The following is a 26,078-nucleotide window of genomic DNA, read 5'->3' on the forward strand; positions in this document are numbered from 1 at the left end:
GAGGCCGTCAGACGCCGAGGCGGTCAGGTCGGCGGAGCTGTCAGGCGGGTGCGGCTGTCAGGTCGCCGCGGCCGTCAGAGCCGCGGGGCGGGCAGGCCGCCGCAGTCATCAGACCGCCGAGGCCCTCAGACCGCCGAGGCCGTAAAACCGCCGCGGCCTCACCCCGCCGTCCGTCCGATCGGAGCCCGTACCGCGTCCGTCAGGTGGGCCAGGGCGTCGGGGGAGAGTTCGACCTCCAGGCCGCGGCGGCCCGCCGAGACGCAGATGGTGGGGTGGGTGGAGGCGGAGGCGTCCAGGACCGTGGGGAGCTTCTTGCGCTGGCCCAGGGGGCTGATGCCGCCGCGGACGTAGCCGGTGGTGCGTTCGGCGAGCGTCGGGTCGGCCATGGCCGCGCGCTTGCCGCCGACCGCCGCCGCGAGGGCCTTGAGGTCCAGGGAGCCCGCGACCGGGACCACGGCCACCGTCAGCGCGCCGTCCACGTCCGCGACCAGCGTCTTGAACACCCGTTCGGGGGACACGCCCATCGCCTCGGCTGCCTCCTCGCCGTAGGAGGGGTGGGCGGGATCGTGCTCGTAGGCGTGGACGGTGTGCGCCACGCCCGCCGCGGTCAGGGCGACCGTCGCGGGCGTCCCCGCGGACTGCTGCTTCTTCGCCTTCTTCGCCATCGCGGCGCGTCTCCCTCGGGGCTCAGTTGAAGCTGGTCGGGCCGCTGGTCAGCTCCCCGGCGGGCAGCGACGGCAGGCTGCGGATGATCGCGGTCTCCGAGCGCAGCAGCTTCAGCTCGTCGCGCAGCCGCGAGGAGGTGTCCGGCGCCTGCAGCAGCCGCTGCTTGGTCGGGACGTCCAGCACCATCGCCGCGGCCACCAGATACGACACCACGCTCGGCTCGTCCGGCAGCTCCGCGCCCGCGGCCAGCGACCGCTCCCGGGCGCCCGCCAGCCGCTTCTGGTACTGCCGGAAGGACCGCAGCACCCCCTCGGCCAGCGCGCCCGCCTCGTCGCCGCGCTCCTCGGGCAGCTCTTCGAGCTCCGCGGTGAGGAACGGCCCGGAGGCGTCCACCGACAGCAGCCGCACCCGGGTCGTCCCGGTCGCCAGCACCTCGAAGGTGCCGTCGGCGCGCTCCCGTATCGTCGCCGCGTCCGCCACGCAGCCCACGCCGTGGAAGGCCCGTACCGGATCGGAGCCGAACCCGGCGGCCGAGCCGCGCTCGGGCCGGGCGGTCGGATCGGGCATGCCCGGCGCGGTCGGGGCCACTTCGTGGCCGTCGCGGATCGCCACGACGGCGAACCGGCGCGGTTCGTCCTCGGGCGTCTTCGCCAGAGAGCGCATCATGGCGCGGTACCGCTCCTCGAACACGTTCAGGGGCAGTACGAGCCCCGGGAACAGCACGGAGTTCAGCGGGAAGAGGGGGAGCCGGACGGTGGTCACGGCGCAAGAGCCTAATGGCCGCGCGGCCGGACCCGTACGCCGCGCCCGGTTCCGGGCGGCTGGGCGGCCGGGCCGGAGGGTGCCGCGGCCGCCTCGGCGCGCGTCGTCAGGAACAGTCCCAGCGGGTCGTCGCTGAACCGGTCCCAGGGGAACGAGGTGGCGTACGGGCCCAGGAGGCGCCACTGGGCGAGCGCGTCCTCGGGCCGGCCGAGCCGGATCAGGACGTACGCCAGCAGGTTGCGCAGTTCCGCAGGGCGCGCCGTGGCCGCCGGGAGGCGGGCGGACAGCTCGATCGCCCGGTCCGCCGCCGCGTCCAGCCGGGCCCGCTCCACCTCGGGCCCGCGCCCGTCGGTGAGGTAGGCGAAGGCCGCCCGCAGCGGCAGCGCCTGCACGAGCGAGCCGGCCGGGGCGTCCTGCGCGGCCCGGTCGGCGAAGTCGAAGCACTCGCGGTGCGAGCCGCTCCGGAAGGCGGCCAGGTAGCGCAGGGCGGCCACATGGCAGCCGTGGTGGTGCGGGGCGCGGCGGACCGCGGCCTCCCACAGCTCCCCGAAGTAGCGATGCCCGGCGCGGCTGCCGCGCGCGTGGTCGAGCGCCACCCGCCAGGGCACCGGGTCGCGGCCCTCGGCGCGCGCGGCGGCCGTGATCAGCGGGCTGACCTCGCGCAGCAGTTCGGCGCGGCCCGGCGAGGGCCAGGCGCGGTCCACGGCGAGCTGGGCGGCGACCAGCAGCGCGTCGCCGTCGTACGGGGCGGCGGTCCGCCAGGTGTCCAGCCACTCGGGCCGCGACCGGGCGAACGCGGCCAGCCGCAGCACGTACCGGTCGCGGTCCTCCCAGGCGGCCTCTTCCCGGGTGGCGGCCAGCAGCGCGGCGGCGGCGGTGTAGGTGCCCTGGGCGGCGGCGACCAGCGCCAGGCCCAGGTGCTCGTCGGGCGCGTCGAGCAGGACGTCGTCGTCGGCGGGCAGGCCCGCGCCGGGGAGCCGGACGGCGTCGCGCGGGGCGATTCGTGCCATCCGGGTGGGGCGGATGAAGGGGGGCAGCAGAGCCATGGTGTCGACCATTGAAAGTCCGCCGCCCGGGGAGCGCCAGAGGGTTGCGGCAAGCCGGGGAAAGTTGCACGGCGGCCGGTCAAGATACGGTAAAAAGGTGATCGTTCAACAAATGTTCGGGCGGCGCGCACCCGTCCGGCCACCGACCAGTACCCAGGCCGCCAGTACCCAAGCCGAACCGGTACCCAGGCCGCGCACCAGGCCCTAGTTCCGCCGCAGCAGCCGTGTCGCCCCCGCCGCCACCGTGGTGGCCAGGGTCCAGCCCAGCAGGACCATCGCCGCCGCCAGCCACTGCCAGGGGCCGCGCAGTTCCCACTGGCTCGCCTGGCCCAGGTCGACCACCGGCAGCAGCAGGTCCAGGGCGAACAGGGCCGGGTTCCACTGCGGGTGGTTCGCGGGGTCGACCGGGGGATGGCCGGCGTGCGCGAAGGCGAACGAGCCGGCCGCCCACAGCACCGCCATCCACACCGCCGCCCTGGCCGGCCGGTACCCGTAGGCCACCGTGCCGTCCTGGACGTACCCCCACAGCTTGCCCGCCGGCGGCAGCGTCTCGCGGCGGCGGCGCTGCTTGGCGAGCAGCACCTCGCGCGCGTCCTCGTCCTCGCCGGCCGCCCGCAGCACCGCGGCCAGCCGCTCGTACGGCTCCGGGTTGTACTCGGCGGTCGCCGCCGCCAGCCAGTTCAGCCGCTCGGTCAGCGGGAACGGGCCGCGCGGCACCAGATTCTCGTAGACGAAGCCGCCCATGTGCAGGCAGCCGGGGCCCGGCCAGCTGTCCGCCCGGTCCACCAGGGTGATGATCCGCGCCCCGGACAGCACCACCTGGCCGCGCTTGAGCCGCGCCCCCAGGAAGCGCAGCTCGGGCGCCTGCACCCGGCGCAGCGACAGCGCCATGTCGTCCAGGAACGAGAACCGGGCCCCTTCCAGGTCGACGGCCTCGCCGAACCGGCCGTCGTCCAGGCGCACCCCGCCCTGGCAGGAGAAGAACTGCAGCCGGGTGCCGCGCGCCGGGGTCACCCCGCTCACCAGCCCGGAGCCGATGCCCGCCGGGGTCAGGTAGAGGGTGCGGCCCACGGTCAGCTGGGGCGCGTTCAGCGCGAACCGCGTGTACGGGCCGGCCAGTCTCGCGCCGCGCAGGCTCAGCGACACGCCGATCCCGGCGCTGCGCAGGCTGATCTCGCCGTGCGTCTGGAGCAGTTCGGCCTGGAGGTCCTGGCCGACCTTCATACCGTCGGCGGCGATCGCCCGGCCGGCCCGGTCGTGGTGCACCACCGCCTCGTTGAGCAGCAGGTCCGTGCCGATCCGCGCGTCGGTGAGCCGGATCCCGCGCAGAAAGCGGCAGCGCGGCAGATGCAGGTCGCCCTCGGTCTGCACCCGGGCCGCCTCCAGCCGGGGCACCGCGCAGTCCACCAGCCGCAGGGTGGTGAAGCGGGCCTCGGGCAGCAGGATCTCGTTCTCGAACCGGCAGCCCGTCAGTTCCATGTACGGCGACACCGTGCCCCCGGCCAAATCCAGGGTGCCGGTGATCAGCAGTCCGGTCAGTTTCAGCGACGCCACCCGCCCGGCCAGCGCGGGCGGTCCGTCCAGTGCCAGCCAGCACACCACCCGCGCGCGCACGCTGCGCTCGGGTCCCCAGGGACGGCCGCCGTGCGGATCGTCCGCCAGCGCGTCCCCGACGCTCAGGTCGTACACGCTGCCGTTGCGGAAGGCTTGCCACATCCCGGCCTCGACGTCGGTCAGGTCGTCCGGCAGGTCCCCGGCACGGCCGCCGGTACCCTCGGTCACGGTGCTTCCCTTCTTTCCCGGCTACCCCTGAGTTCTGTCGTTTTGTACAACCGGTGATGCCCGTTGCGTGACGCTCTGAACGCGGAACGTGAAGGTGATCTTCCGGGTGGCCGGGGAAGGCCGGAACACGGTGCCTGCGGGGTTCCGTATCAGCCACTGATACGGGCGAACGTCCTTCGAGCGCGGTCTGAGAGAATTGGAACCGTGATCTCCCGAATCGATCTGCGCGGCGACGCCCTTCCCGAGGGCCCCGCCCTGCGTGACCTGCTGCCCCGAGCCGACTTCGACGTCGCGGCCGCCCTGGACAGGGTGCGTCCGATCTGCGAGGCCGTGCATCATCGCGGTGACGCGGCACTGATCGACTTCGCCGAGAAATTCGACGGGGTGCGGCTGACGTCCGTACGGGTTCCGGCCCAGGCGATCAAGGAGGCCCTGGAGCAGCTGGACCCCGCCGTGCGGGCCGCCCTGGAGGAGTCCATCCGCCGCGCCCGCCTGGTCCACCGCGCGCAGCGCCGCACCACGCACACCACCCAGGTCGTGCCCGGCGGCTCGGTCACCGAGAAGTGGGTGCCGGTCGGACGCGTCGGCCTGTACGCGCCCGGCGGCCGGTCGGTCTACCCGTCCTCCGTGGTCATGAACGTCGTGCCCGCCCAGGAGGCCGGCGTCGAGTCCATCGCGCTCGCCTCCCCGGCCCAGGCCGGGTTCGACGGCCTGCCGCACCCGACGATCCTGGCCGCCTGCGCCCTGCTCGGCGTCGACGAGGTGTACGCGGCCGGCGGCGCCACCGCCGTGGCGATGTTCGCCTACGGCACCGAGTCCTGCCCGCCCGCCGACATGGTCACCGGCCCCGGCAACATCTGGGTCGCCGCCGCCAAGCGCTACTTCACCGGCCGGATCGGCATCGACGCCGAGGCCGGCCCGACCGAGATCGCGGTCCTCGCCGACGCCACCGCCGACCCGGCGCACATCGCCTCCGACCTGATCAGCCAGGCCGAGCACGACCCGCTGGCCGCCGCCGTGCTGGTCACCGACTCCGCCGAGCTGGCGGACGCGGTGGAGAAGGAGCTGGCACCCCAGGTCGCGGCCACCAAGCACATCGAGGACCGGATCCGCCCGGCCCTGTCCGGCAAGCAGTCCGCGATCGTCCTGGTCGACGGCGTGGACGAGGGCCTGCGGGTCGTCGACGCCTACGGCGCCGAGCACCTGGAGATCCAGACCGCCGACGCCGCCGCCGTCGCCGACCGAGTGCGCAACGCCGGCGCGGTCTTCATCGGCCCCTGGGCACCCGTCTCGCTCGGCGACTACGCGGCCGGCTCCAACCACGTGCTGCCCACCGGCGGCTGCGCCTGCCACTCCTCGGGCCTGTCCGTCCAGTCCTTCCTGCGCGGCATCCACATCGTGGACTACACCCGCGAGGCCCTCGCCGAGGTCGCCCACCACGTGGTCACCCTGGCGGAGGCGGAGGACCTGCCCGCGCACGGCGCGGCGATCAAGGCGCGGTTCGGCTGGAAGGTACCGGCGGGCAAGTGAACTTCGGCATCGACGATCTCCCCGTACGGGACGAGCTGCGCGGCAAGTCCCCCTACGGCGCGCCCCAGCTGGACGTCCCCGTACGGCTGAACACCAACGAGAACCCCTACCCGCTGCCCGACGAACTGGTCGAGCGGATCACCGAGCGGGTGCGCGCGGCGGCCCGCGACCTCAACCGCTACCCGGACCGGGACGCGGTCGAGCTGCGCACCGCGCTCGCCCGCTACCTCACCGACAGCGGCGGCCACCGGGTCGGCGTCGAGAACGTCTGGGCGGCCAACGGCTCCAACGAGGTCATCCAGCAGCTGCTCCAGGCCTTCGGCGGCCCCGGCCGCACCGCGATCGGCTTCGAGCCCTCGTACTCGATGCACGCGCTCATCGCGCGCTCCACGGGCACCGGCTGGATCTCCGGCCCGCGCGGCACGGACTTCACCATCGACCCGGCCGCCGCCGCGCGCGCGATCACCGAGCACCGGCCCGACGTCGTCTTCATCACCAGCCCCAACAACCCCACCGGCACCGCGGTCGCCCCCGAGACGGTCCTCGCCCTGTACGAGGCCGCGCAGGCGGTGAAGCCGACCATGGTCGTCCTGGACGAGGCGTACGTCGAGTTCAGCCACGGGGCCTCCCTGCTGCCGCTGCTGGCCGGCCGGCCCTGCCTGGTGGTCTCGCGCACCATGTCCAAGGCGTTCGGCGCCGCCGGGCTGCGCCTCGGCTACCTCGCCGCGCACCCGGCGGTCGTGGACGCCCTCCAGCTCGTCCGCCTGCCGTACCACCTCTCGGCGGTCACCCAGGCCACCGCCCTGGCCGCCCTGGAGCACACCGGCACGCTGCTCAAGTACGTCGAGCAGCTCAAGGACGAACGCGACCGGCTGGTGCGCGAACTGCGCGCCACCGGCTACGACGTCACCGAGTCGGACGCGAACTTCATCCAGTTCGGACGGTTCGCCGACGCGCACGACGCCTGGCGGCGGATCCTCGACCGGGGGGTCCTGGTCCGCGACAACGGCGTACCGGGCTGGCTGCGGGTCACCGCCGGCACCCCGGCCGAGAACGACGCGTTCCTCGACGCGGTGCGCGATCTCAAGAAGGAATGGGAGCACAGCGGATGAGCCGCATCGGGCGCGTCGAGCGCACCACCAAGGAGACCTCGGTCCTCGTCGAGATCGACCTCGACGGCACCGGCCGGACCGACATCGCCACCGGCGTCGGCTTCTACGACCACATGCTCGACCAGCTCGGCCGGCACGGTCTGTTCGACCTGACCGTGAAGACCGACGGCGACCTGCACATCGACTCCCACCACACCATCGAGGACACCGCCCTCGCGCTCGGCGCCGCCTTCAAGCAGGCGCTCGGCGACAAGGTGGGCATCTACCGCTTCGGCAACTGCACGGTCCCGCTGGACGAGTCCCTCGCCCAGGTCACCGTCGACCTCTCCGGCCGCCCCTACCTCGTGCACACCGAGCCCGAGAAGATGGCGCCGATGATCGGCGAGTACGACACCACGATGACCCGGCACATCCTGGAGTCCTTCGTCGCCCAGGCCCAGGTCGCCCTGCACGTGCACGTGCCCTACGGGCGCAACGCGCACCACATCGTGGAGTGCCAGTTCAAGGCGCTGGCCCGGGCGCTGCGCTACGCCAGCGAGCGCGACCCGCGCGCGGCCGGCATCCTGCCGTCGACGAAGGGCGCCCTCTAACCCCATGAACGGCCTGTCCACCATCCTGATCGTCGTCGGCCTCTTCCTGGTCGGCGGCATCGTCTCCTTCGTCAAGCAGAAGATGCCCACGAGCCTGATCGTGCTGCTGTCCATCGCCGCCGCGATGTGCCTCGTGGCGGGCGTGATGCGGCTGGAGGTGTGGAATTGACCACCGGCAGCGCCGCCAGGAAGGTCGTCGTCTTCGACTACGGCTTCGGCAACGTCCGCTCCGCCGAGCGGGCGCTGGCCCGCACCGGCGCCGAGGTCGAGATCACCCGTGACTTCGACGCCGCGATGAACGCCGACGGCCTGCTGGTGCCCGGCGTCGGCGCCTTCGCCGCCTGCATGCGCGGCCTCAAGGAGGCCCGCGGCGACTGGATCATCGACCGCCGGCTGTCCGGCGGCCGCCCGGTCATGGGCATCTGCGTCGGCATGCAGATCCTCTTCGCCCGCGGCATCGAGCACGGCGTGGAGGCCGAGGGCCTGGACGAATGGCCCGGCACGGTCGCCCCGCTGGAGGCCGACGTCGTCCCGCACATGGGCTGGAACACCGTCGAGGCGCCCGCCGGCTCCGAGCTGTTCGCCGGCCTGGACGCCGGCGCCCGCTTCTACTTCGTGCACTCCTACGCCGTCCACGACTGGCGCCTGGAGACGCACAACGCGGTGCTGCACGCCCCCAAGGTCACCTGGGCCACCCACGGCAGGCCCTTCGTGGCCGCCGTGGAGAACGGCGCCCTGTGGGCCACCCAGTTCCACCCCGAGAAGTCCGGCGACGCCGGAGCGCAGCTGCTGAACAACTGGATCGGAACCCTCTGATGGCTTCGAAGCTCGAACTCCTCCCCGCCGTCGACGTCCGCGACGGCCAGGCCGTCCGCCTCGTGCACGGCGAGTCCGGGACCGAGACCTCCTACGGCTCCCCGCTGGAGGCGGCGCTCGCCTGGCAGCGCTCCGGCGCCGAGTGGCTGCACCTGGTCGACCTCGACGCCGCGTTCGGCACCGGCGACAACCGCGCCCTGATCGCCGAGGTCGCGCAGGCCATGGACATCAAGGTCGAGCTGTCCGGCGGCATCCGCGACGACGACACCCTCGCCGCCGCCCTCGCCACCGGCTGCACCCGCGTCAACCTCGGCACCGCCGCCCTGGAGACCCCCGAGTGGGTCGCCCGGGTCATCGCCGGGCACGGCGACAAGATCGCGGTCGGCCTGGACGTCCGCGGCACCACGCTGCGCGGCCGCGGCTGGACCCGCGACGGCGGCGACCTCTACGAGACGCTGGACCGCCTCGACAAGGAGGGCTGCGCCCGCTACGTCGTCACCGACATCGCCAAGGACGGCACCTTGCAGGGCCCCAACCTGGAGCTGCTGAAGAACGTCTGCGCGGTCACCGACCGCCCCGTGGTGGCCTCCGGCGGCGTCTCCTCCCTGGCCGACCTGCGGGCCCTCGCCGGCCTCGTGCCGCTCGGTGTCGAGGGCGCGATCGTCGGGAAGGCCCTCTACGCGAAGGCGTTCACGCTGGAAGAGGCCCTGGAGGAAGTGTCGTCATGACGACCGATGCCGTACGGCGCGTGCAGAGCGGGAGTCCCTGGGAAGAGAGCTTCGGCTTCGCGCGTGCCGTGGCGGCCGGCGACCGCGTCCTGGTGGCGGGCACCACCGCCTTCCGGGGCGAGGTCCTGTACGGCGAGGGCGACCCGTACGAGCAGGCGAGGACCGCCTTCGCCAACGCGGTGGAGGCGATCGGCCGGTTCGGGCTCGGTGTCGAGTCGGTGATCAGGACCCGGATGTTCCTGACCCATGTCCGGGACGCCGACGAGGTGGGCCGGGCCCACAAGGAGCTGTTCGACGCCGTGCGTCCGGCCGCGACCCTGCTGGTCGTGCAGGGCTTCGTCGACCCGCGCATCCTGGTCGAAGTAGAACTAGAGGCATTCCGAGGAGCCGTGGATTCATGACCCTGGCGGTCCGAGTCATCCCCTGCCTGGACGTGGACGGCGGCCGGGTCGTCAAGGGCGTCAACTTCCAGAACCTGCGCGACGCGGGCGACCCCGTCGAGATGGCCAAGGTGTACGACGCCGAGGGCGCCGACGAGCTGACGTTCCTGGACATCACCGCGTCCTCCGGCGACCGCGAGACCACCTACGACGTGGTCCGCCGTACCGCCGAACAGGTGTTCATCCCGCTCACGGTCGGCGGCGGCGTGCGCACCGCCGAGGACGTGGACCGGCTGCTGCGGGCCGGCGCCGACAAGGTCGGCGTCAACACGGCCGCGATCGCCCGCCCGGACCTGATCCGGGAGATCGCCGAGCGCTTCGGCCGCCAGGTGCTGGTCCTGTCGGTCGACGCGCGCCGTACCGGGTCCGGCTCGTTCGAGGTGACCACCCACGGCGGCCGCCGGGGCACCGGCATCGACGCGGTGGAGTGGGCGCACCGCGCGGCCGAGCTGGGCGCGGGCGAGATCCTGCTCAACTCCATGGACGCCGACGGCACCAAGGACGGCTACGACCTGGAGATGATCGCCGCCGTCCGTAAGCACGTCACGGTGCCCGTGATCGCCTCCGGCGGTGCCGGGCGGCTCACCGACTTCCCGCCGGCCGTCGCCGCCGGCGCGGACGCGGTCCTGGCCGCCTCCGTGTTCCACTTCGGCGACCTGCGCATCGGCCAGGTCAAGGACACCCTGCGGGAAGCGGGCCACCCCGTCCGCTAGCGGCTCAGAACCCCAGCTGCTTGGTCTGCGACACCTTCGCGATCGCGTCCTGCTCGCCCTCCAGCTCCACCCGGGCCGCACTCTGCCGGCCGAACGCGAACAGCAGCAGCTCGGCCGGCTCGCCCGTCGCCGTCACCACCGGCGTGCCCCGGTGGGCGACGGTCGTCTGACCGTTGGGGCGGCGCAGCACCAGGCCGGTCGGGATGCCCCGGCCCAGCAGCCGCGCGGTGCGCTCAAGGCGCGCCCACAGGGCCTCCTGGAAGACCGCGTCCAGCTCGCGCGGCGACCAGTCGGGCTGCGCCCGCCGCACGTCCTCCGTGTGCACGTAGAACTCGACGGTGTTGGCCGCCTCGTCCACCTGCTTGAGCTGGAAGGGCGAAAACCGCGGCGGTCCGGTGCGGATCAGCTGGATCAGTTCCTCGTACGGCTTCGCGGCGTACTCCTCCAGCACCTTCTCCAGCCGGCCGGCGAGCGGCTTGATCAGCGCGCCCCCGGCCGCGTCCGGCCGCCGCTCGCGCACCACCACGTGCGCGGCCAGGTCACGGGTGCGCCAGCCCTCGCAGAGGGTCGGCGCATCCGGACCGGCGGTCTCCAAGAGGTCGGCGAGCAGGAGCCGTTCACGCTTGGCAAAGGTCGACATGGGCTCAGCCTACGACCGCCCGACCGGTCCGCCCACCGGACCGCCGCCCCGCGCCCCGGCCGCGCGCGGCACAATGGCACCCATGACCAGCACGACCGGCACGCCCCGGCCCAGCAGCCTCGACCCCGGGATCGCCGCGCGCCTCAAGCGCGGCGCCGACGGACTCCTGCCCGCGATCGCCCAGCAGTACGACACCGGCGAGGTGCTCATGCTCGGCTGGATGGACGACGAGGCGCTGCACCGCACGCTGACCACCGGCCGCTGCACCTACTGGTCGCGCAGCCGCCAGGAGTACTGGGTCAAGGGCGACACCTCCGGGCACGTGCAGTGGGTCAAGTCCGTCGCGCTCGACTGCGACGCCGACACCCTGCTGGTCCGGGTCGACCAGATCGGCGCGGCCTGCCACACCGGCGAGCGCACCTGCTTCGACGCCGACGTGCTGCTCAAGGACGGCGTCCCCGGGAGCGAGGCGGCGGGCGCCGCGGCGGGCGAGGCGGCGGGCGGAGCGGATTGCGGCACCCCGGCCGCGGCTCAGTAGGGTCGGCCGCCATGGACCTCGACACCTTCCGCAAGCTCGCCGCCGACCGCCGCGTCATCCCGGTCACCCGCAAGCTCCTCGCCGACGGCGACACGCCCGTCGCGCTGTACCGCAAGCTCGCCGCCGAGCGCCCGGGCACCTTCCTGCTGGAGTCCGCGGAGAACGGCCGCTCCTGGTCCCGGTACTCCTTCGTGGGCGTGCGCAGCTCCGCCACCCTCACCGCGCGCGACGGCCGCACCCACTGGCTGGGCACCCCGCCGGTCGGCGTCCCCGTCGAGGGCGACCCGCTGGCCGCCCTGCGGGCCACCGTCGAGGCCCTGCACACCCCGCGCGACCTCGCCCACGACCTGGGCCTGCCGCCCTTCACCGGCGGCATGGTCGGCTACCTGGGCTACGACATCGTGCGCCGCCTGGAGAAGATCGGCCCCGGCGGGCGGGACGACCTGCGGCTGCCCGAGCTGACCATGCTGCTCACCTCCGACCTCGCCGTCCTCGACCACTGGGACGGCACGGTGCTCCTGATCGCCAACGCGATCAACCACAACGACCTGGACACCGGCGTCGAAGAGGCGTACGCGGACGCCGTCGCCCGGCTCGACGCGATGCAGGCCGACCTGTCCCGGCCGGTCGCCCAGCCGCCCGCCGCGCTGCCGCCCTCCGAGCTGCCCGAGTACACCGCGCTGTGGGGCGGCGCGGACTTCCGGACAGCCGTCGAGGACGTCAAGGAGCGCATCCGCGCGGGCGAGGCGTTCCAGGTCGTCCCCTCGCAGCGCTTCGAGACGCCCTGCACGGCCGGCGCGCTGGACGTCTACCGGGTGCTGCGGGCCACCAACCCCTCGCCGTACATGTACCTCTTCCGCTTCGACGGGTTCGACGTCGTCGGCTCCTCGCCGGAGGCCCTGGTGAAGGTCGAGGACGGGCGGGCCATGGTCCACCCCATCGCCGGCACCCGGCCGCGCGGCGCCACCCCGCGGGACGACCAGGCCCTCGCCGACGAACTCCTCGCCGACCCCAAGGAGCGCGCCGAGCACCTGATGCTCGTCGACCTCGGCCGCAACGACCTGGGCCGGGTCTGCGAGCCCGGCTCCGTCGAGGTCGTCGACTTCATGTCCATCGAGCGGTACTCGCACGTCATGCACATCGTGTCCACCGTGACCGGCCGGGTCGCGGCCGGCCGCACCGCCTTCGACGTGCTCACCGCCTGCTTCCCGGCCGGCACCCTGTCCGGCGCGCCCAAGCCGCGCGCGATGCAGATCATCGACGAGCTGGAGCCGTCCCGGCGCGGACTGTACGGCGGCTGCGTGGGCTACCTGGACTTCGCCGGCGACTCCGACACCGCCATCGCCATCCGCACCGCCCTGCTGCGCGACGGCACCGCCTACGTCCAGGCGGGCGCCGGGGTCGTCGCGGACTCCGACCCGGTGGCCGAGGACACCGAGTGCCGCAACAAGGCCGCGGCGGTGCTGCGCGCGGTGCACACCGCCAACCGGCTGACTCCGTAAGGCGGCAGCGCGGCGGCGGGGGAGGCGCTGGGGCAGGCGGTGGGGCGCATCTCACCCAACCCCGGGTGACCGCCGGCCCGGCCCGCACGCGATAGTGGAGTACGTGACTGCCGTACCTCACCCCCGTACCGAAGCCGCCGGCCGTGCCCGCGCCGGCCGCCGCAGCCTCGCCGTCGCCCTGCTGTGCGGCGCGCTCGGCGCGGCCGTGGCGCTGCTGGCCTCCCGGCAGCGCTGGGCGGAGGGCACCGCGACGGTGGCCGGCGGGGCCTTCCCGCTGACCGCCAAGGGCAGCGAGGTCACGGGCGTGCCCGCGGCGCTCGCCATAGTGGGCCTGGCCGCCCTCGTCGCCGTCTTCGCCGTCCGCCGCTCCGGCCGCCTCCTGGTCGCCGCGCTGCTCGCGCTCTCCGGCGCGGGCACCGTCGCGGCCGCCCTGACCGGCGCCCGGGACGGCGGCGCGCTCGACGAGAAGGCCGCGCAGGCGTCCGGCGACACCGCCGCGACCGCCGCCTCGCTCAGCCACACCGGCTGGCCCTACGTCGCGGTGGCCGGCGGGGTGCTCCTCCTGCTCGCCGGACTGCTCGCCCTGCGCTACGGCCGGTCGTGGCCCGCCATGTCCGGCCGCTACGAGCGCTCCGGGGCACCGCGCCCGCGCGCGCCCAAGCCCGTCGACCCGGACCGCCCCGAGGACCTCTGGAAGGCCCTGGACCGCGGCGAGGACCCCACCGGCACCGGACCGGCCTGACCGCCGCCCGGCCACCTCCGGCTGCCCGTTGTGATGAAACGGGTGCGCGAGGAGCCACCCCCGCTCACGTCGCGTGCACGGGTACGGGACAATGGGGGCGAGCGTCCGGCTCAGACACGTACAAGCAACGAGGAGCAAGTCATGGCGGGCAGCAGCCACGGTCACACCCCGGCCGCCTGGACCGGTGTCATCATCGCCTTCATCGGTTTCCTGGTCGCGGGCGCCTGCATGGTCGCCGCCCAGCCGGCCGGCTTCTGGGCCGGCCTCGGCATCACGCTCCTCGGCGGTGTCGTCGGCGGCATCATGCGCATGATGGGCCTCGGCCAGAAGAACGAGCACCCGGTGCACCAGATCGCGGGCCAGGGCGAGCCGGCCGGCGCCAAGGGCTGACACCGGCGGTCCACGGACCGCACGAGCGACGTGGAGGGGCGGCCCGGTGCCGCCCCTCACGCGTCGCGCGGGCGCGCCGGGCGCCGGGCAGAATGCGAGGGGTGAACGCCGACAGCCACCGGGTGACGCGCGGCCGGACGCCCATCCCCCGCCCCCGGTACACCCACGACGACCCGGCGCCGGTGCCCACGGGCCCCCGCGCCGTCCTCGGACGGCTCGCCGTCCCCGCCGCCGTCCTGGCGGCCACCGCCGGGGCGTTCGCCTACGTCGGGGCGGTGGACCCGAACCAGCCCGGCCACTACCCCGCCTGCCCCCTGCTGCGCTACACCGGCCTGTACTGCCCCGGCTGCGGCGGGCTGCGCAGCGCCCACGCCGTCGTCCACGGCGACCTCCTGGCCGCCCTCCAGGACAACGCTCTGGCGGTCGCCGGCTATCTGGCCTGCGCCGTGCTGTGGACCGCCTGGGCCGTCGCCGCGGCCCGCGGGCGGCGGCTGCGGATCGATCCCGCGCCGGTGCACCTGTGGTGCGCGGTCGTGCTCTTCGCCGCCTTCACCGTTGTCCGGAACCTGCCGTTCGGCGACCGGCTGCATCCTTGATCGTTCCCGGTCCGTCCAGGTAATGGGACCGCGGTCGGCCTGATGCGGGTCCAGGCCCCCGCTGCGGATACCATCGCAGTGACCACCGGTTCCGCCCGCTTGATCCGCCAGATCCGCACGATCCGCCGACAGGCGGTCCACCGGAGGCCGCTCGACCCGCTGGAACATCCCACCGTCTGGAAGGGGGCCGCTCGCGTGAGTGTGCTCGACGAGATCATCGACGGAGTCCGTGCCGACCTTGCGGAGCGGCAGGCGCGCGTCAGCCTCGACGAGCTCAAGGAGCGCGCGGCCAAGGCGCCGGCCGCCAAGGACGGCGTGGCCGCCCTGCGCGGCGACGGCGTCAAGGTCATCTGCGAGGTGAAGCGCTCCAGCCCGTCCAAGGGCGCGCTGGCCTCGATCGCCGACCCGGCCGGACTCGCCGCCGACTACGAGGCCGGCGGCGCCGCCGTCATCTCCGTGCTGACCGAGCAGCGCCGCTTCGGCGGCTCGCTGGCCGACCTGGAGGCCGTGCGCGCCCGGGTGGACATCCCGGTCCTGCGCAAGGACTTCATCGTCACGTCGTACCAGCTATGGGAGGCCCGGGCCTACGGCGCCGACCTCGCCCTGCTGATCGTCGCCGCCCTCGACCAGCCGGCCCTGGAGTCGCTGATCGAGCGCGCGGTGTCCATCGGGCTCACCCCGCTCGTCGAGGTCCACGACGAGGAGGAGGTCGAGCGCGCGGTGGACGCCGGCGCCAAGGTGATCGGCGTCAACGCCCGCAACCTGCGCACCCTGGAAGTCGACCGCGACACCTTCGAGCAGGTGGCACCGGAGATCCCCGGCCATATCGTCAAGGTCGCCGAGTCCGGCGTCCGCGGCCCGCACGACCTGATCGCCTACGCCAACGCCGGCGCCGACGCGGTCCTGGTCGGCGAGTCGCTGGTCACCGGCCGCGACCCGAGGACCGCCGTCGCCGACCTCGTCGCCGCCGGAGCGCACCCCGCGCTGCGGCACGGCCGCGGCTGACCCGCCGGTAGAATCGGCTGCGATGACCTTCCTGACCACCGTGACCGCCACCGACCGGTACGCCCGCCTCGCGCGCGGCTGCCGGCCCCGGGGCTGCCGCGCGCCCGCCCGCCGGGTGCACGGCCGCCGGGTGCGGTACGTGATCGGGGACGAGCCGGGCCAGGTCAACGGCATGCGATGGCAGCGGCGCCCCGCCAGGGGCGCGGGAGCCCCTCCGCCGCGCGGCCGGTGCCGCGCGGGCGCGCGGCAGCACTGACGGCGCGCGCCCGGCGGACGCCTCCCGGCCCCACGGCGAACAGTGTCTTCTCCTACGCACTCACCGTGAGGTACCGGCATGCCCAGCAACTGCTTCTTCCCTGACCCGGAAGGCCAGGTCCCCAGCGCCGACGGCTACTTCGGCGCGTACGGCGGCAAGTTCATCCCGGAGGCGCTCGTCGCCGCCGTGGACGAGGTCGCCGCCGAGTACGACAAGGCCAAGTCCGACCCCGCCTTCGCCCGCGAGCTGGACGACCTGCTCGTCCACTACACCGGACGGCCCAGCGCCCTGACCGAGGTGCCGCGCTTCGCGGAGCACGCCGGCGGCGCCCGGATCTTCCTCAAGCGCGAGGACCTCAACCACACCGGCTCCCACAAGATCAACAACGTGCTCGGCCAGGCGCTGCTCACCCGGCGCATGGGCAAGACCCGGGTGATCGCGGAGACCGGCGCCGGCCAGCACGGCGTCGCCACCGCCACCGCCTGCGCGCTCTTCGGCCTGGAATGCACCGTCTACATGGGCGAGATCGACACCGAGCGCCAGGCGCTCAACGTGGCCCGGATGCGCATGCTCGGCGCCGAGGTCGTCGCCGTGAAGTCCGGCAGCCGCACCCTCAAGGACGCCATCAACGAGGCGTTCCGCGACTGGGTCGCCAACGTCGACCGCACCCACTACCTGTTCGGCACCGTCGCGGGACCCCACCCGTTCCCGGCCATGGTCCGCGACTTCCACCGGGTCATCGGCGTGGAGGCGCGCCGCCAGATTCTGGAGCGCGCCGGACGGCTGCCGGACGCCGCGATCGCCTGCGTGGGCGGCGGCTCCAACGCCATCGGCCTCTTCCACGCCTTCATCCCCGACGAGGGCGTCCGCCTGATCGGCTGCGAACCGGCCGGCCACGGCGTGGAGACCGGCGAGCACGCCGCCACCCTGACCGCCGGCGAGCCCGGCGTGCTGCACGGCTCCCGCTCCTACGTCCTGCAGGACGACGAGGGCCAGATCACCGAGCCGTACTCCATCTCGGCCGGCCTCGACTACCCGGGCATCGGCCCCGAGCACTCCTACCTCAAGGACTCCGGCCGCGGCGAGTACCGGGCGGTCACCGACGACGCCGCCATGCAGGCCCTGCGCCTGCTGTCGCGCACCGAGGGCATCATCCCGGCCATCGAGAGCGCCCACGCGCTGGCCGGCGCCCTGGAGGCCGGCCGGGAACTGGGCCCGGACGGCCTGATCGTCGTCAACCTCTCCGGGCGCGGCGACAAGGACATGGACACCGCCGCCCGCTACTTCGGCCTGTACGACACCGACGCCGAGGTGGCCGCCGACGCGGCCGACACCGCCGAGATCGAGGGGGACGCCAAGTGAGCGGCACCATCCAGCTTCTGTCCGACACCCTCGCCGCCGCCCGGGCGGAGGACCGCTCCGCGCTCATCGCCTACCTGCCGGCCGGGTTCCCGACCGTGGACGGCGGCATCGAGGCGGTCAAGGCCGCCTTCGACGGCGGCGCGGACATCGTGGAGGTCGGCCTGCCGCACAGCGACCCCGTCCTCGACGGCCCGGTCATCCAGACCGCCGACGACATCGCGCTGCGCGGCGGCGTGCGGATCGCCGACGTGCTGCGCACGGTCCGCGAGGCCCACGCCGCCACCGGCAAGCCGGTCCTCATCATGACGTACTGGAACCCGATCGACCGCTACGGCGTGGAGCGGTTCACCGCCGAGCTGGCCGAGGCGGGCGGCGCCGGGTGCATCCTGCCGGACCTGCCGGTCCAGGAGTCCGCGCTGTGGCGCGAGCACGCCGGCAAGCACGGCCTGGCGACCGTCTTCGTGGTGGCGCCCAGCAGCCGGGACGAACGGCTCGCCGAGATCACCGAGGCCGGCTCCGGCTTCGTCTACGCCGCCTCCCTCATGGGCGTCACCGGCACCCGCGAGTCGGTCGGCGCGCAGGCCCAGGACCTGGTGCGGCGCACCCGCGCCACCGGCACCGGCCTGCCCGTCTGCGTCGGCCTCGGGGTCTCCACCCCGGCCCAGGCCGCCGAGGTCGCGGGCTTCGCCGACGGCGTGATCGTCGGCTCGGCGTTCGTCAAGCGGATGCTGGACGCCCCGGACCACGCGGCCGGTGTCGAGGCCGTCCGCACACTGGCGGGCGAGCTGGCGCGCGGGGTGCGCGGACAGGTCTGACACCACACCCGCTCACCCGAACGGGTGGACCTGGGACCGGGGAGGCGCGAGGCGCCTCCCCGGTTCGTTCTGGTGGTGTGAGCGAGAAGAACCATGACGAGCAGCGCCCGGCCCGGCAGCGGCTGGCGGCCGAGCGCGAGAAGCAGAAGGCCGGGGAGCGGCGGCGGCGCACCCTGATCGTGGCCGTCAGTGTGGTCTGCGTGCTGGGCCTGGCCACCGTGATCGGCGTGCTCGCCGCGCACTCCGGCAAGAGCGGGAAGCCGAGCGCCGGACCGGTCGTGGCGCCCTCGGGCGCGCAGGGCAAGGACAGCCTCGCCATCGCGGTCGGCAAGGACGGCGCCAGGTCGACGCTCACCGTGTGGGAGGACTTCCGCTGCCCCGCCTGCCAGGCGTTCGAGGCGGCGTACCGGCCGACGATCCACGAGCTGACCGGCTCCGGCAAGCTCCGCGTCGAGTACCACCTGGCCCGGCTCATCGACGGCAACCTCGGCGGCACCGGCTCGCTGCGCGCGGCCAACGCCGCCGCCTGCGCCCAGGACGCGGGCAAGTTCCCCGCCTACCACGACGTGCTGTACGAGAACCAGCCCAAGGAGACCGACGACGCCTACGCGGGCAACGCCAAGCTGATCCAGCTGGCCGGCAAGGTGAACGGCCTGGACACCCCCGCCTTCCGCAAGTGCGTCGAGGGCGGCACGCACGACGCCTGGGTCGACAAGTCCCACCAGGCGTTCCAGTCCGGCGGCTTCTCGGGCACCCCGACCGTCCTGCTGAACGGCAAGAACATCGTCGAGGACCGGTCGATGACCCCGGCGAAGCTGAAGCAGACCGTCGAGGCGGCGGCCAGGGGATGAGCGGCGGGCCAGGTGCGAGCGGTGGGCAAGGGACGAGCGGTGGGCAAGGGACGGGTAAGGGCCAGGTGAGAGCGTTGCGGCAGGGTGCGCGGCGGGACTGGGGAACGGCCGCCTGTTATGGACCCGTAGCCCGGATGCCCGGCGTGGGCCCGCTCCGGCTGCGGTAGCGTCGACCCTGCCATGGAACTTGCCTACATTCCCAGCCCGTCGCAGGGCGTGGTCCACCTCGGGCCCATTCCGCTGCGCGGCTACGCGTTCTGCATCATCATCGGCGTCTTCGTCGCCGTGTGGCTCGGCAACAAGCGCTGGATCGCCCGGGGCGGCCGGGCCGGCACGGTCGCCGACATCGCGGTCTGGGCCGTGCCGTTCGGCCTGGTCGGCGGCCGGCTCTACCACGTGATCACGGACTACGAGCTGTACTTCAGCGACGGCCGTGACTGGGTGGACGCCTTCAAGGTGTGGCAGGGCGGCCTCGGCATCTGGGGCGCGATCGCGCTCGGCGCGCTGGGCGCGTGGATCGGCGCCCGGCGCCGGGGCGTCCCGATGCCCGCCTACGCCGACGCGGTCGCGCCGGGCATCGCCTTCGCCCAGGCGATCGGCCGCTGGGGCAACTGGTTCAACCAGGAGCTGTACGGCCGGGAGACGCACGTTCCGTGGGCGCTGCACATCACCTCGTCCACGGACGGCCGGGTCCCGGGGTACTACCACCCGACCTTCCTCTACGAGTCGCTGTGGTGCGTGGGCGTCGGCTTCCTGGTCCTGTGGGCCGACCGCCGCTTCACGCTGGGCCACGGCCGGGCGTTCGCGCTGTACGTCGCCGCGTACTGCGTGGGCCGCGGCTGGATCGAGTACATGCGCGTCGACGACGCCCACCACATCCTGGGCCTGCGGCTGAACGACTGGACGGCGATGGCCGTCTTCCTCGCCGCGGTGGTCTGCATCTGGGTGTCCGCCAAGAAGCGGCCGGGCCGCGAGGCCCAGGTCGAGCGGGGCATGCCCGAGGGCGAGGAGGCCGCGGAGACGGCGGCGGAGCCGTCCGACGAGGCCGGCGACAAGGTGCCGGCGCCGGCGAAGGCGGAGGCCGGGACCGGGTCCGCGGAGGCGGCGCAGGACACGGCCGCGAAGAAGACCGCGCCGGACGGCGGCGGCACGGAGACCGGCGATGCCGACGCCGCCGGTGCCGATGAAGCCGGTGTGAAGGACGAGGCGGGCTCGGCGAAGTAGCGCCGGCCGTACATGGGTGAGGGCGCCCCCGGACTCCGGGGGCGCCCTCACCCGTGCGGGGCGGGGCGGGGCGTCAGCACCGGCGGGACAGGGCCAGGGTCCGCCGGGCCGCCGCGACCACCGCCGCGTCGACGAAACGGCCGTCCGCGAGCGCCTGCGCGCCCGGTTCCGCGGTGGCCGCCTCGACGATCGTCTCGGCCTCCTCCAGCTCCCGGTCGGTCGGCAGGTAGGCGCGTTCGATGATGGGGAGCTGGCGGGGGTGGATGGCCGCGCGGCCGAGGAACCCCAGGGCGCGACCGCGGGCACAGGAGGCCGCCAGTCCCTCCAGGTCCCGGATGTCGGGGTGCACGGACTGCGCGGGCGGGGCGAGTCCCGCCGCCCGGGCCGCGACGACCACCCGGGCCCGGCACCAGTCGAGCCCGGCGTCCTGCCGTACCCCGAGGTCGGCACGGAGATCCGCCTCACCGATCGAGACACCGCGCAGCGCCGGGTGCGCGGAGGCGATGGCGTAGGCGTGCTCGACGGCCAGCGCGGTCTCCAGCAAGGCGTACAACGGGGGCCCGGCCCCCGCCCTCGGCCGGACCGTGACCCCGCACGCGACTCCGGTTCCCGCCCCGGAGGCGGGCCCGGACACGCGCGTGGGTCCGGCAGCCGGCCTGGCCGCGGGCTCCGGGCCGGCCCCGAGCCGAGCACCGTGCCCGGCCCCGCCCGTCTCCGCGTCCTCCGTCTGCCGGGCGATGTGGATCACCTGGTGCGGGGAGGTCACCTTCGGCAGGCGCAGGCCGGCCAGGCCGGGGCGCGGGGTCACGGCCGCGAGGTCGGCGGCGGCCAGGGGGCCGTCGACGGCGTTGACGCGTACGTGGACCGGGACCGGCGGCGGCTCGGTGAGCAGTTCGGCGGTGGCGGCGCGGGCGTACTCCTTGCGGTCCGGGGCGACCGCGTCCTCCAGGTCGATGACGACCACGTCGGCGCCGCTGGTGAGGGCCTTGGTGACGACCCGTGGCCGGTCACCGGGGACGTAGAGCCAGGTGAGCGGGAAGAGGGCGGTGGCCGTCACAGCGCGCCCTCCGCGCGCAGCGCGGCCAGCTCCTCGGGGGTCAGGCCCAGCTCGGTCAGCACCGCCTCGGTGTCCGCGCCGTGCGGGCGGCCCGCCCAGCGGATCGCGCCCGGGGTGGCGGACAGCCGGAACAGCACGTTCTGCATCCGCATCCGGCCCAGCTCGGGGTCGTGCAGCGTGGTGAGGGTGCCCAGGGCCTGGTATTGCGGGTCGGCCACCACGTCCCGGACGTCCTGGATCGGCGCGACGGCCGCCTGCGCCTTCTCGAAGGCGGACATGACCTCGGTGCGGGTGTGCCGGGCGATCCAGCCGCCGACCGCCTCGTCGAGCACGTCGGCGTGCGCGGCCCGTCCGGTGCCGGTCGCGAACCACGGCTCGTCGATCAGCTCGGGGCGCCCGACCAGGCGCAGCACCCGCTCGGCCACCGACTGCGCCGAGGCGGAGACGGCGAGCCAGGTGCCGTCGCGGGTGCGGTAGGTGTTGCGCGGGGCGTTGTTCTGGGTGCGGTTGCCGGTGCGGGGCTGGACGTAGCCGAGCTGGTCGTACCAGAGGGGCTGCGGCCCCAGCACGGTCAGGATCGGCTCGATGATCGCCATGTCGACGATCTGGCCCGCGCCGGTGCGTTCCCGGGCCGCGAGCGCAGTCATCACCGCGTACGCCGTGGCCAGGCCCGCGATCGAGTCGGCGAGCCCGAAGGGCGGCAGGGTCGGCGGCGCGTCCGGCTCGCCGGTGATCGCGGCGAAGCCGCTCATCGCCTCCGCAAGGGTGCCGAAGCCGGGCCGGCCGGCGTACGGGCCGAACTGGCCGAAGGCGGTGACCCGGGCGAGGACCAGGCGCGGGTTGGCCGCCGACAGCTCCGGCCAGCCCAGCTCCCACCGCTCCAGCGTGCCGGGCCGGAAGTTCTCGATGATCACGTCGGCGCCGGCGGCCAGCCGCAGCAGGGTCGCGCGCCCGCCGGGCCGGGACAGGTCCAGGGTGATGGCGCGCTTGTTGCGGCCGAGCAGCTTCCACCACAGGCCGACGCCGTTCTTGGCCGGGCCGTGGCCGCGCGCGGGGTCCGGCTTGGCGGGGTGCTCGACCTTGATGACCTCGGCGCCGAAGTCGCCGAGCATGGTGGCGGCGATCGGCCCGGCGAACAGGGTGGCGAGGTCCAGGACGCGCAGGCCCGCCAGCGGCGGGGCGGGCGGGGGCGGTGTCATGGGCGGGCCGCCTCCTGGTGGGTGAGGTGGGCCAGGGCGTCGAAGCCGATGCCGTCGAAGTCGGCGACGGTGGTGGCCAGCCGGTTCTTCAGCGGCGCGGTCCAGCGGTCGGGGAGGGCGGCGGGGGAACCGGCGAGGAGGGCGGCGACCGATCCGGCGGTGGCGCCGTTGGAGTCGGTGTCCCAGCCGCCCGCGACGACCCGGCAGACGGAGCCCGTGAAGTCGCCGCCCGCGTGGGTGAGGGCGGCGGCGATCAGGGCGGTGTTCGGCACGGCGTGCACCCAGTGGCAGCCGGCGTGGGCGGTGTGCAGGGCGTCCACCACGGTGTCGAAGTCCTCGTGCTCGCCGGCCAGGCGGACGGCGTGCCGGACCGCGCGGGCCAGCCGGGAGCCGGGCGGCACCACGGTCAGGCCGGTGGCCAGGCAGGCGTGCACGTCCTGGCCGCCGCCGGCCGCGGCGGCGATCACCGCGGCGGCGAACATCGCCGCGTAGACGCCGTTGGCGGTGTGAGTGAGGACGGCGTCCCGGTGCGCCTGCGCGGCGGCGGCGCCCGGGTCGCCCGCGTTGGTCCAGCCGTGCACGTCGGCGCGGATCAGGGCGCCGATCCACTCGCGGAACGGGTTGCGGTGGCGGGCGGTGCGCGGGGGCTCGATGCCGAGCAGCAGGTTGCGGTAGGCGACGCGTTCGGCGGTGAAGGCGCGTCCGGCGGGCAGTTCCTCCAGCCACAGGCGGGCCACGTCGGCGGTGGTGAAGCCGCGGCCGTGGCGGCGCAGCAGGAGCAGGTTGAGCAGCGGGTAGTCCAGGTCGTCGTCCTGGGGCATGCCGTCGATGTTCTCGGCGAGGGAGGTGGCCGCGGAGCGGCGGTTCCACGGGTGCCGGGCGGCCAGGTCCTCGGGGACGCCCCGGGCCGTGAACCACGTGGTCAGCGGCCAGTTCCCGGTGGCGCGGGCCAGCTCGCGGATGCCGTCGAGGGGCAGTTTCTCGACGGGCTTGCCCAGCAGGCAGCCGGCGGCCCGGCCCAGCCAGGCGGCTTCGAGACGTTCCGGGGAGGGGGCGGGGGAGGGGGAGGAAGCGGAGGGGGCGGTGCCGTCCGCGCGAGAGCCGGCGTCGCCCGCGCAAGCCCCGGTGCCGCCCGCGCGTACCGGCCAGTGCGGGCACAGTGCCCTGATCGCGGGCAGGCCGGTCGGCTCCGCCTCCGCCAGGCTGCTGGGCAGTTCGGCCAGTTCGTCGAGCAGGTCCTCGGCGAGCAGGCGCAGATAGCGCGAGACGGGCTGCGGGGAGGCGCCCGCGCGGTCCGGCGCGTCCGGGCCGGCCGCCGCCCGCCACCGCGCCGCGACCGCAGCCGGTTCGCGGCCGTCCTGCGCCGCCTGGCGCAGTTCGTGGCCGAGCAGGTCCTCCGGCTGGACCCAGGTCAGTCGGAGCATCCGGGGCCTCCCATCGCGGTGAACGCCCGCTCGTGCGCCCGCCGCCGTCGTACGTCCTTCTCGAAGACCTCCCGGGCCACCGCGGCCAGTTCGCGGGCCGGCGCCCACAGGTCCAGCCTGCTGGCCCCGGCCACCGTCTCCGCCCACTCGCCGGGCACCGGTGAGCCCAGCGCGCCCGCCAGCGCCCCGGCCATGGTCGCGATGGAGTCACAGTCGCGGCCGTAGTTCACCGCGCCGAGGACGGCCCGGCGGAAGTCGCCGCGCGCCACCACCAGCAGGCCCAGCGCGACGGGCAGTTCCTCGATCGCGTGCAGCCGGGAGGGGCGGCGGGCGCCCAGCGAGGGGCTGCGGTAGTCCGGGCCGACCGTGTCGTACGGCGCGACGGCCGCCCGCAGCGGTTCCAGCGCCGCCTCGAAGTCGTCGTGGCGGACGGCGACTTCGCACACCTTCTCGATCGCCGTCCGGGTGCCGTCCTTGGCCAGGGCCAGCGCGGCCGCCACCACCGAGTCGGGTGTGGCGCCCGGTGCGCAGGCCGCGGCGACGGCGGCCGCCAGGACGCCCGCCGCCTCCCGCCCGTACGACGACTGGTGGGCGCCCGCGATGTCCAGGGCCTCCGCGTACGCGCCCCGCGGATGGGCGGCGTTGACCAGGCCGACCGGGGCCATGTACATCGCCGCACCGCAGTTGACGATGTTGCCTACGCCGGCCTCGCGCGGGTCCACATGGCCGTAGTGCAACCGCGCCACCAGCCACTTCTCGGCCAGGAAGACCCGGTGCAGCGGCAGCGCCTCGGCTTCGAGCTCCGGGATCCAGCGCGGGTTCGTCATCAGGTCCGGCACGAGGTGGCCGGCGACGCCGTAGGCGTCGAGGTGGTCGCGGACCCGCGCGTACACCCGGATCAGCGCGTGCGTCATCAAGGTGTCGTCGGTGACATGGCCGTCGCCCTTGTGGTACGGCGCGATCGGCCGGGCGGTGCGCCACTCGTCGCCGTGCCAGGGGCCGACGATCCCCCGCACCCGGCCGCCGTGGCGCTGTGCGATCTGGTCGGGGGACCAGCCCTCGACGGGACCGCCGAGCGCGTCACCGACCGCGGCGCCGACCAGCGCGCCGGTGATCCGTTCGTCCAGACTCGCGGCTTGGCAGCCGGTATCCGGGGTTTCTTCCTCTGTGGCCGTCATGCCCCGAATCATCCTCCTGGCAGGGCCGGTTGCGCGGCTTCCAGCAGTCCGGCGAGTTCCACCAGATCGGTGCCGGTGAGGCGGGGCAGGACACAGCCGGACAGGGTGCGGCACGCCTCCCGCCAGGACAGCGGGACCGCCTCGGCGCCGCCCAGCGCGCCGGTGAGCGCGCCCGCAAGAGCCGGGGCGGAGTCGGCGACCCGGGACAGGCAGGCCGCGGCGGGCAGCGCCTCGGCGATCCGGCCGCTCGCGGCGGCGGTCAGGGCGAGGGCGACCGGGACGGTCTCGGCGGCGGCGACGCCGTAGCTGTAGACATGGTCGACGATCTGGTGTTCGAGCAGCGGCACCAGGGTGAACGCGCCGTCGCCGCGCGCGGCCAGCTCCAGCGCGTGCCGGGCGTTGCGGCCGATCTCCGTCTCCTCGGGGAGTTCGGCGAGCGCGGCCGTGACACACTCCGTGACGTCCGTCCCGGCCAGGGCCAGGGCGAGCGCCGCCGCCATCGCCCGGGCGCCGTGCACGCCGTCGCCGTCCTGGGTGTAACGGGCGTCGAACTCGGCCAGCTCGGCGGCGCGCCGGGCATCGCCCGGGTGGGCGGCGGCCAGGGCGCAGGCCCGTACGCAGGCGGCGTCGTCGAAGTAGTGCGGGTTGTCGTGGCCGGTGGCGGGCGGGCGCAGTCCGGTGGCGAGGTTGCCGAGACCGGCCCGGACGGAGATACGGGCGCGCAGCGGCAGCACCGCCGACTCGATCTCGGGCGCGCGGTCGGCCGCGGCGGCGACCTCGCTCGCCAGGGTGTTCCAGGTGAGGTCGAGGGCGGCACGTATCCGGCGGTCCCGGCTGAGGTCGCCGAACGCGTCGTCGTCCCCGGCCCGCAGGACGGCCTCCGCCGCGAACACGGCCCACTCGGCGTCGTCGGAGGGGCCGAGGCGCAGTGGCTGCGGGGGCTGGTTCAGGGCGATGGGCACGGGCAGGGTGGTCGTCGCGTTCTGCTCGGCGAAGGCGTCCAGCTCACGGGTGAGCCGACGTGTCCACTCGGGCATCCGGGCGGCCCGGTGCCGCGCGGCCGGCCACCCGGCGGCGTCCCCCGCGGCCAGCCCCAGCAACATCCCCTCCACCC

Annotated in this window: 29 protein-coding genes; 19 read left to right on the plus strand and 10 right to left on the minus strand. The window is 74.5% G+C overall.

From position 1 onward, the window contains the following. Window positions 1-158: 158 nt before the first annotated feature. The 4 genes from ybaK to ABZ858_RS02300 form a co-directional block, all read right to left on the minus strand. The gene (ybaK, locus tag ABZ858_RS02285; protein ID WP_361371322.1) at window positions 159-665 is read right to left on the minus strand and encodes a Cys-tRNA(Pro) deacylase; all 507 of its coding nucleotides are present in this window, start codon (window positions 663-665) and stop codon (window positions 159-161) included. A 22-nt stretch (window positions 666-687) separates the two neighbouring features. Next, entirely contained in the window at window positions 688-1,428 is a 741-nt protein-coding gene (locus tag ABZ858_RS02290; RefSeq protein WP_361371324.1) for an LON peptidase substrate-binding domain-containing protein, read from the minus strand. Between the two features lie 11 nt (window positions 1,429-1,439). Next, window positions 1,440-2,486: a hypothetical protein gene (locus ABZ858_RS02295; protein ID WP_361371327.1), complete on the minus strand. Its 1,047-nt coding sequence runs from the start codon at window positions 2,484-2,486 to the stop codon at window positions 1,440-1,442. 192 nt (window positions 2,487-2,678) lie between these two features. Next, window positions 2,679-4,256: an oxidoreductase gene (locus tag ABZ858_RS02300; RefSeq protein ID WP_361371330.1), complete on the minus strand. Its 1,578-nt coding sequence runs from the start codon at window positions 4,254-4,256 to the stop codon at window positions 2,679-2,681. Window positions 4,257-4,460: 204 nt separating this feature from the next. Here ABZ858_RS02300 and hisD point away from each other — a divergent pair, with 204 nt between their 5' ends. Genes hisD through hisF form a run of 8 tightly spaced genes read left to right on the plus strand, consistent with a single transcriptional unit; the run spans window position 4,461 to window position 10,185 of the window. Continuing rightward, window positions 4,461-5,786 carry a histidinol dehydrogenase gene (gene hisD, locus ABZ858_RS02305; RefSeq protein WP_361371333.1) on the plus strand — a complete coding sequence of 442 codons (1,326 nt, stop codon included), beginning with the start codon at window positions 4,461-4,463 and terminating at the stop codon, window positions 5,784-5,786. Beyond that, window positions 5,783-6,898, plus strand: a complete 1,116-nt coding sequence (locus tag ABZ858_RS02310) for a histidinol-phosphate transaminase (protein WP_361371336.1) — start codon at window positions 5,783-5,785, stop codon at window positions 6,896-6,898. Before hisD ends, ABZ858_RS02310 begins: the two co-directional genes overlap by 4 nt. Continuing rightward, on the plus strand, window positions 6,895-7,488 hold the full coding sequence (hisB, locus tag ABZ858_RS02315) for an imidazoleglycerol-phosphate dehydratase HisB (RefSeq protein WP_361371339.1): 594 nt from the start codon (window positions 6,895-6,897) through the stop codon (window positions 7,486-7,488). The genes ABZ858_RS02310 and hisB overlap by 4 nt, the downstream gene beginning before the upstream one ends. 4 nt (window positions 7,489-7,492) lie before the next feature. After that, complete coding sequence (locus ABZ858_RS02320) at window positions 7,493-7,657, plus strand: hypothetical protein (protein WP_361371341.1); 165 nt, start codon at window positions 7,493-7,495, stop codon at window positions 7,655-7,657. Next, window positions 7,648-8,304 carry an imidazole glycerol phosphate synthase subunit HisH gene (gene hisH, locus ABZ858_RS02325; RefSeq protein WP_361371343.1) on the plus strand — a complete coding sequence of 219 codons (657 nt, stop codon included), beginning with the start codon at window positions 7,648-7,650 and terminating at the stop codon, window positions 8,302-8,304. The genes ABZ858_RS02320 and hisH overlap by 10 nt, the downstream gene beginning before the upstream one ends. Then, window positions 8,304-9,032, plus strand: a complete 729-nt coding sequence (priA, locus tag ABZ858_RS02330) for a bifunctional 1-(5-phosphoribosyl)-5-((5-phosphoribosylamino)methylideneamino)imidazole-4-carboxamide isomerase/phosphoribosylanthranilate isomerase PriA (RefSeq protein WP_361371346.1) — start codon at window positions 8,304-8,306, stop codon at window positions 9,030-9,032. Before hisH ends, priA begins: the two co-directional genes overlap by 1 nt. Then, a complete protein-coding gene (locus tag ABZ858_RS02335) occupies window positions 9,029-9,433 on the plus strand; it encodes a RidA family protein (RefSeq protein WP_361371349.1) in 405 nt (134 codons plus the stop codon). Before priA ends, ABZ858_RS02335 begins: the two co-directional genes overlap by 4 nt. Continuing rightward, window positions 9,430-10,185 (plus strand): imidazole glycerol phosphate synthase subunit HisF, encoded by a 756-nt coding sequence (gene hisF, locus ABZ858_RS02340; RefSeq protein WP_361371352.1) that lies wholly within the window; start codon window positions 9,430-9,432, stop codon window positions 10,183-10,185. Before ABZ858_RS02335 ends, hisF begins: the two co-directional genes overlap by 4 nt. A 4-nt stretch (window positions 10,186-10,189) precedes the next feature. On the opposite strand, the gene ABZ858_RS02345 is transcribed toward hisF, so the two are convergent. Continuing rightward, a complete protein-coding gene (locus tag ABZ858_RS02345) occupies window positions 10,190-10,825 on the minus strand; it encodes a TIGR03085 family metal-binding protein (RefSeq protein ID WP_361371355.1) in 636 nt (211 codons plus the stop codon). Window positions 10,826-10,907: 82 nt separating this feature from the next. Here ABZ858_RS02345 and hisI point away from each other — a divergent pair, with 82 nt between their 5' ends. The 11 genes from hisI to lgt all read left to right on the plus strand — a co-directional run bounded on the left by hisI (window position 10,908) and on the right by lgt (window position 20,106). Then, the gene (gene hisI, locus ABZ858_RS02350; RefSeq protein WP_361371358.1) at window positions 10,908-11,363 is read left to right on the plus strand and encodes a phosphoribosyl-AMP cyclohydrolase; all 456 of its coding nucleotides are present in this window, start codon (window positions 10,908-10,910) and stop codon (window positions 11,361-11,363) included. Between the two features lie 11 nt (window positions 11,364-11,374). Then, window positions 11,375-12,865: an anthranilate synthase component I gene (locus ABZ858_RS02355; RefSeq protein WP_361371361.1), complete on the plus strand. Its 1,491-nt coding sequence runs from the start codon at window positions 11,375-11,377 to the stop codon at window positions 12,863-12,865. Between the two features lie 94 nt (window positions 12,866-12,959). After that, window positions 12,960-13,607, plus strand: coding sequence for a TIGR02234 family membrane protein (locus ABZ858_RS02360; RefSeq protein ID WP_361371364.1), 648 nt, complete (start codon window positions 12,960-12,962; stop codon window positions 13,605-13,607). Window positions 13,608-13,748: 141 nt separating this feature from the next. Next, window positions 13,749-13,997, plus strand: coding sequence for an HGxxPAAW family protein (locus ABZ858_RS02365; protein WP_361371367.1), 249 nt, complete (start codon window positions 13,749-13,751; stop codon window positions 13,995-13,997). A 92-nt stretch (window positions 13,998-14,089) separates the two neighbouring features. Continuing rightward, the gene (locus tag ABZ858_RS02370) at window positions 14,090-14,593 is read left to right on the plus strand and encodes a DUF2752 domain-containing protein (protein ID WP_361371370.1); all 504 of its coding nucleotides are present in this window, start codon (window positions 14,090-14,092) and stop codon (window positions 14,591-14,593) included. 195 nt (window positions 14,594-14,788) lie between these two features. Then, window positions 14,789-15,598, plus strand: coding sequence for an indole-3-glycerol phosphate synthase TrpC (gene trpC / locus ABZ858_RS02375; protein WP_361371372.1), 810 nt, complete (start codon window positions 14,789-14,791; stop codon window positions 15,596-15,598). Between the two features lie 22 nt (window positions 15,599-15,620). After that, window positions 15,621-15,854 (plus strand): tryptophan synthase subunit(beta), encoded by a 234-nt coding sequence (locus ABZ858_RS02380; RefSeq protein WP_361371375.1) that lies wholly within the window; start codon window positions 15,621-15,623, stop codon window positions 15,852-15,854. A gap of 78 nt (window positions 15,855-15,932) precedes the next feature. Next, window positions 15,933-17,216: a tryptophan synthase subunit beta gene (trpB, locus tag ABZ858_RS02385; RefSeq protein WP_361371378.1), complete on the plus strand. Its 1,284-nt coding sequence runs from the start codon at window positions 15,933-15,935 to the stop codon at window positions 17,214-17,216. Next, a complete protein-coding gene (trpA, locus tag ABZ858_RS02390) occupies window positions 17,213-18,031 on the plus strand; it encodes a tryptophan synthase subunit alpha (RefSeq protein ID WP_361371381.1) in 819 nt (272 codons plus the stop codon). The genes trpB and trpA overlap by 4 nt, the downstream gene beginning before the upstream one ends. Before the next feature lie 77 nt (window positions 18,032-18,108). Further along, window positions 18,109-18,882 (plus strand): thioredoxin domain-containing protein, encoded by a 774-nt coding sequence (locus ABZ858_RS02395; protein WP_361371384.1) that lies wholly within the window; start codon window positions 18,109-18,111, stop codon window positions 18,880-18,882. 180 nt (window positions 18,883-19,062) lie between these two features. After that, window positions 19,063-20,106, plus strand: a complete 1,044-nt coding sequence (lgt, locus tag ABZ858_RS02400) for a prolipoprotein diacylglyceryl transferase (protein WP_361371387.1) — start codon at window positions 19,063-19,065, stop codon at window positions 20,104-20,106. 73 nt (window positions 20,107-20,179) lie between these two features. On the opposite strand, the gene ABZ858_RS02405 is transcribed toward lgt, so the two are convergent. From ABZ858_RS02405 to ABZ858_RS02425, 5 genes are read right to left on the minus strand one after another with little or no spacing between them, the layout of a single operon-like run. Further along, a complete protein-coding gene (locus ABZ858_RS02405; protein WP_361371390.1) occupies window positions 20,180-21,163 on the minus strand; it encodes an aldolase/citrate lyase family protein in 984 nt (327 codons plus the stop codon). Next, window positions 21,160-22,362: a CoA transferase gene (locus tag ABZ858_RS02410; protein WP_361371393.1), complete on the minus strand. Its 1,203-nt coding sequence runs from the start codon at window positions 22,360-22,362 to the stop codon at window positions 21,160-21,162. Before ABZ858_RS02410 ends, ABZ858_RS02405 begins: the two co-directional genes overlap by 4 nt. After that, window positions 22,359-23,786 carry an ADP-ribosylglycohydrolase family protein gene (locus ABZ858_RS02415; protein ID WP_361371396.1) on the minus strand — a complete coding sequence of 476 codons (1,428 nt, stop codon included), beginning with the start codon at window positions 23,784-23,786 and terminating at the stop codon, window positions 22,359-22,361. The genes ABZ858_RS02410 and ABZ858_RS02415 overlap by 4 nt, the downstream gene beginning before the upstream one ends. Continuing rightward, window positions 23,774-24,964 (minus strand): ADP-ribosylglycohydrolase family protein, encoded by a 1,191-nt coding sequence (locus tag ABZ858_RS02420; protein WP_361371399.1) that lies wholly within the window; start codon window positions 24,962-24,964, stop codon window positions 23,774-23,776. The genes ABZ858_RS02415 and ABZ858_RS02420 overlap by 13 nt, the downstream gene beginning before the upstream one ends. A gap of 8 nt (window positions 24,965-24,972) precedes the next feature. Beyond that, on the minus strand, window positions 24,973-26,067 hold the full coding sequence (locus ABZ858_RS02425; RefSeq protein WP_361371948.1) for an ADP-ribosylglycohydrolase family protein: 1,095 nt from the start codon (window positions 26,065-26,067) through the stop codon (window positions 24,973-24,975). Window positions 26,068-26,078: the final 11 nt, after the last annotated feature.

The sequence above is a fragment of the Streptomyces sp. NPDC047017 genome, assembly GCF_040644175.1.
Lineage (GTDB): Bacteria > Actinomycetota > Actinomycetes > Streptomycetales > Streptomycetaceae > Streptomyces.

What these genes read in the sequence shown, in the direction of transcription:
- priA (WP_361371346.1), top strand. Translation starts at nt 8,304, where the DNA reads ATGGCTTCGAAGCTCGAACTCCTCCCCGCCGTCGACGTCCGCGACGGC.
- hisB (WP_361371339.1), top strand. Translation starts at nt 6,895, where the DNA reads ATGAGCCGCATCGGGCGCGTCGAGCGCACCACCAAGGAGACCTCGGTC.
- ABZ858_RS02370 (WP_361371370.1), top strand. Translation starts at nt 14,090, where the DNA reads ATGCGAGGGGTGAACGCCGACAGCCACCGGGTGACGCGCGGCCGGACG.
- ABZ858_RS02320 (WP_361371341.1), top strand. Translation starts at nt 7,493, where the DNA reads ATGAACGGCCTGTCCACCATCCTGATCGTCGTCGGCCTCTTCCTGGTC.
- lgt (WP_361371387.1), top strand. Translation starts at nt 19,063, where the DNA reads ATGGAACTTGCCTACATTCCCAGCCCGTCGCAGGGCGTGGTCCACCTC.
- trpB (WP_361371378.1), top strand. Translation starts at nt 15,933, where the DNA reads ATGCCCAGCAACTGCTTCTTCCCTGACCCGGAAGGCCAGGTCCCCAGC.
- ABZ858_RS02420 (WP_361371399.1), bottom strand. Translation starts at nt 24,964, where the DNA reads ATGACGGCCACAGAGGAAGAAACCCCGGATACCGGCTGCCAAGCCGCG.
- hisF (WP_361371352.1), top strand. Translation starts at nt 9,430, where the DNA reads ATGACCCTGGCGGTCCGAGTCATCCCCTGCCTGGACGTGGACGGCGGC.
- ABZ858_RS02335 (WP_361371349.1), top strand. Translation starts at nt 9,029, where the DNA reads ATGACGACCGATGCCGTACGGCGCGTGCAGAGCGGGAGTCCCTGGGAA.
- hisI (WP_361371358.1), top strand. Translation starts at nt 10,908, where the DNA reads ATGACCAGCACGACCGGCACGCCCCGGCCCAGCAGCCTCGACCCCGGG.
- ABZ858_RS02380 (WP_361371375.1), top strand. Translation starts at nt 15,621, where the DNA reads ATGACCTTCCTGACCACCGTGACCGCCACCGACCGGTACGCCCGCCTC.
- ybaK (WP_361371322.1), bottom strand. Translation starts at nt 665, where the DNA reads ATGGCGAAGAAGGCGAAGAAGCAGCAGTCCGCGGGGACGCCCGCGACG.
- ABZ858_RS02415 (WP_361371396.1), bottom strand. Translation starts at nt 23,786, where the DNA reads ATGCTCCGACTGACCTGGGTCCAGCCGGAGGACCTGCTCGGCCACGAA.
- ABZ858_RS02410 (WP_361371393.1), bottom strand. Translation starts at nt 22,362, where the DNA reads ATGACACCGCCCCCGCCCGCCCCGCCGCTGGCGGGCCTGCGCGTCCTG.
- ABZ858_RS02355 (WP_361371361.1), top strand. Translation starts at nt 11,375, where the DNA reads ATGGACCTCGACACCTTCCGCAAGCTCGCCGCCGACCGCCGCGTCATC.
- ABZ858_RS02345 (WP_361371355.1), bottom strand. Translation starts at nt 10,825, where the DNA reads ATGTCGACCTTTGCCAAGCGTGAACGGCTCCTGCTCGCCGACCTCTTG.
- ABZ858_RS02365 (WP_361371367.1), top strand. Translation starts at nt 13,749, where the DNA reads ATGGCGGGCAGCAGCCACGGTCACACCCCGGCCGCCTGGACCGGTGTC.
- ABZ858_RS02425 (WP_361371948.1), bottom strand. Translation starts at nt 26,067, where the DNA reads ATGTTGCTGGGGCTGGCCGCGGGGGACGCCGCCGGGTGGCCGGCCGCG.
- ABZ858_RS02295 (WP_361371327.1), bottom strand. Translation starts at nt 2,486, where the DNA reads ATGGTCGACACCATGGCTCTGCTGCCCCCCTTCATCCGCCCCACCCGG.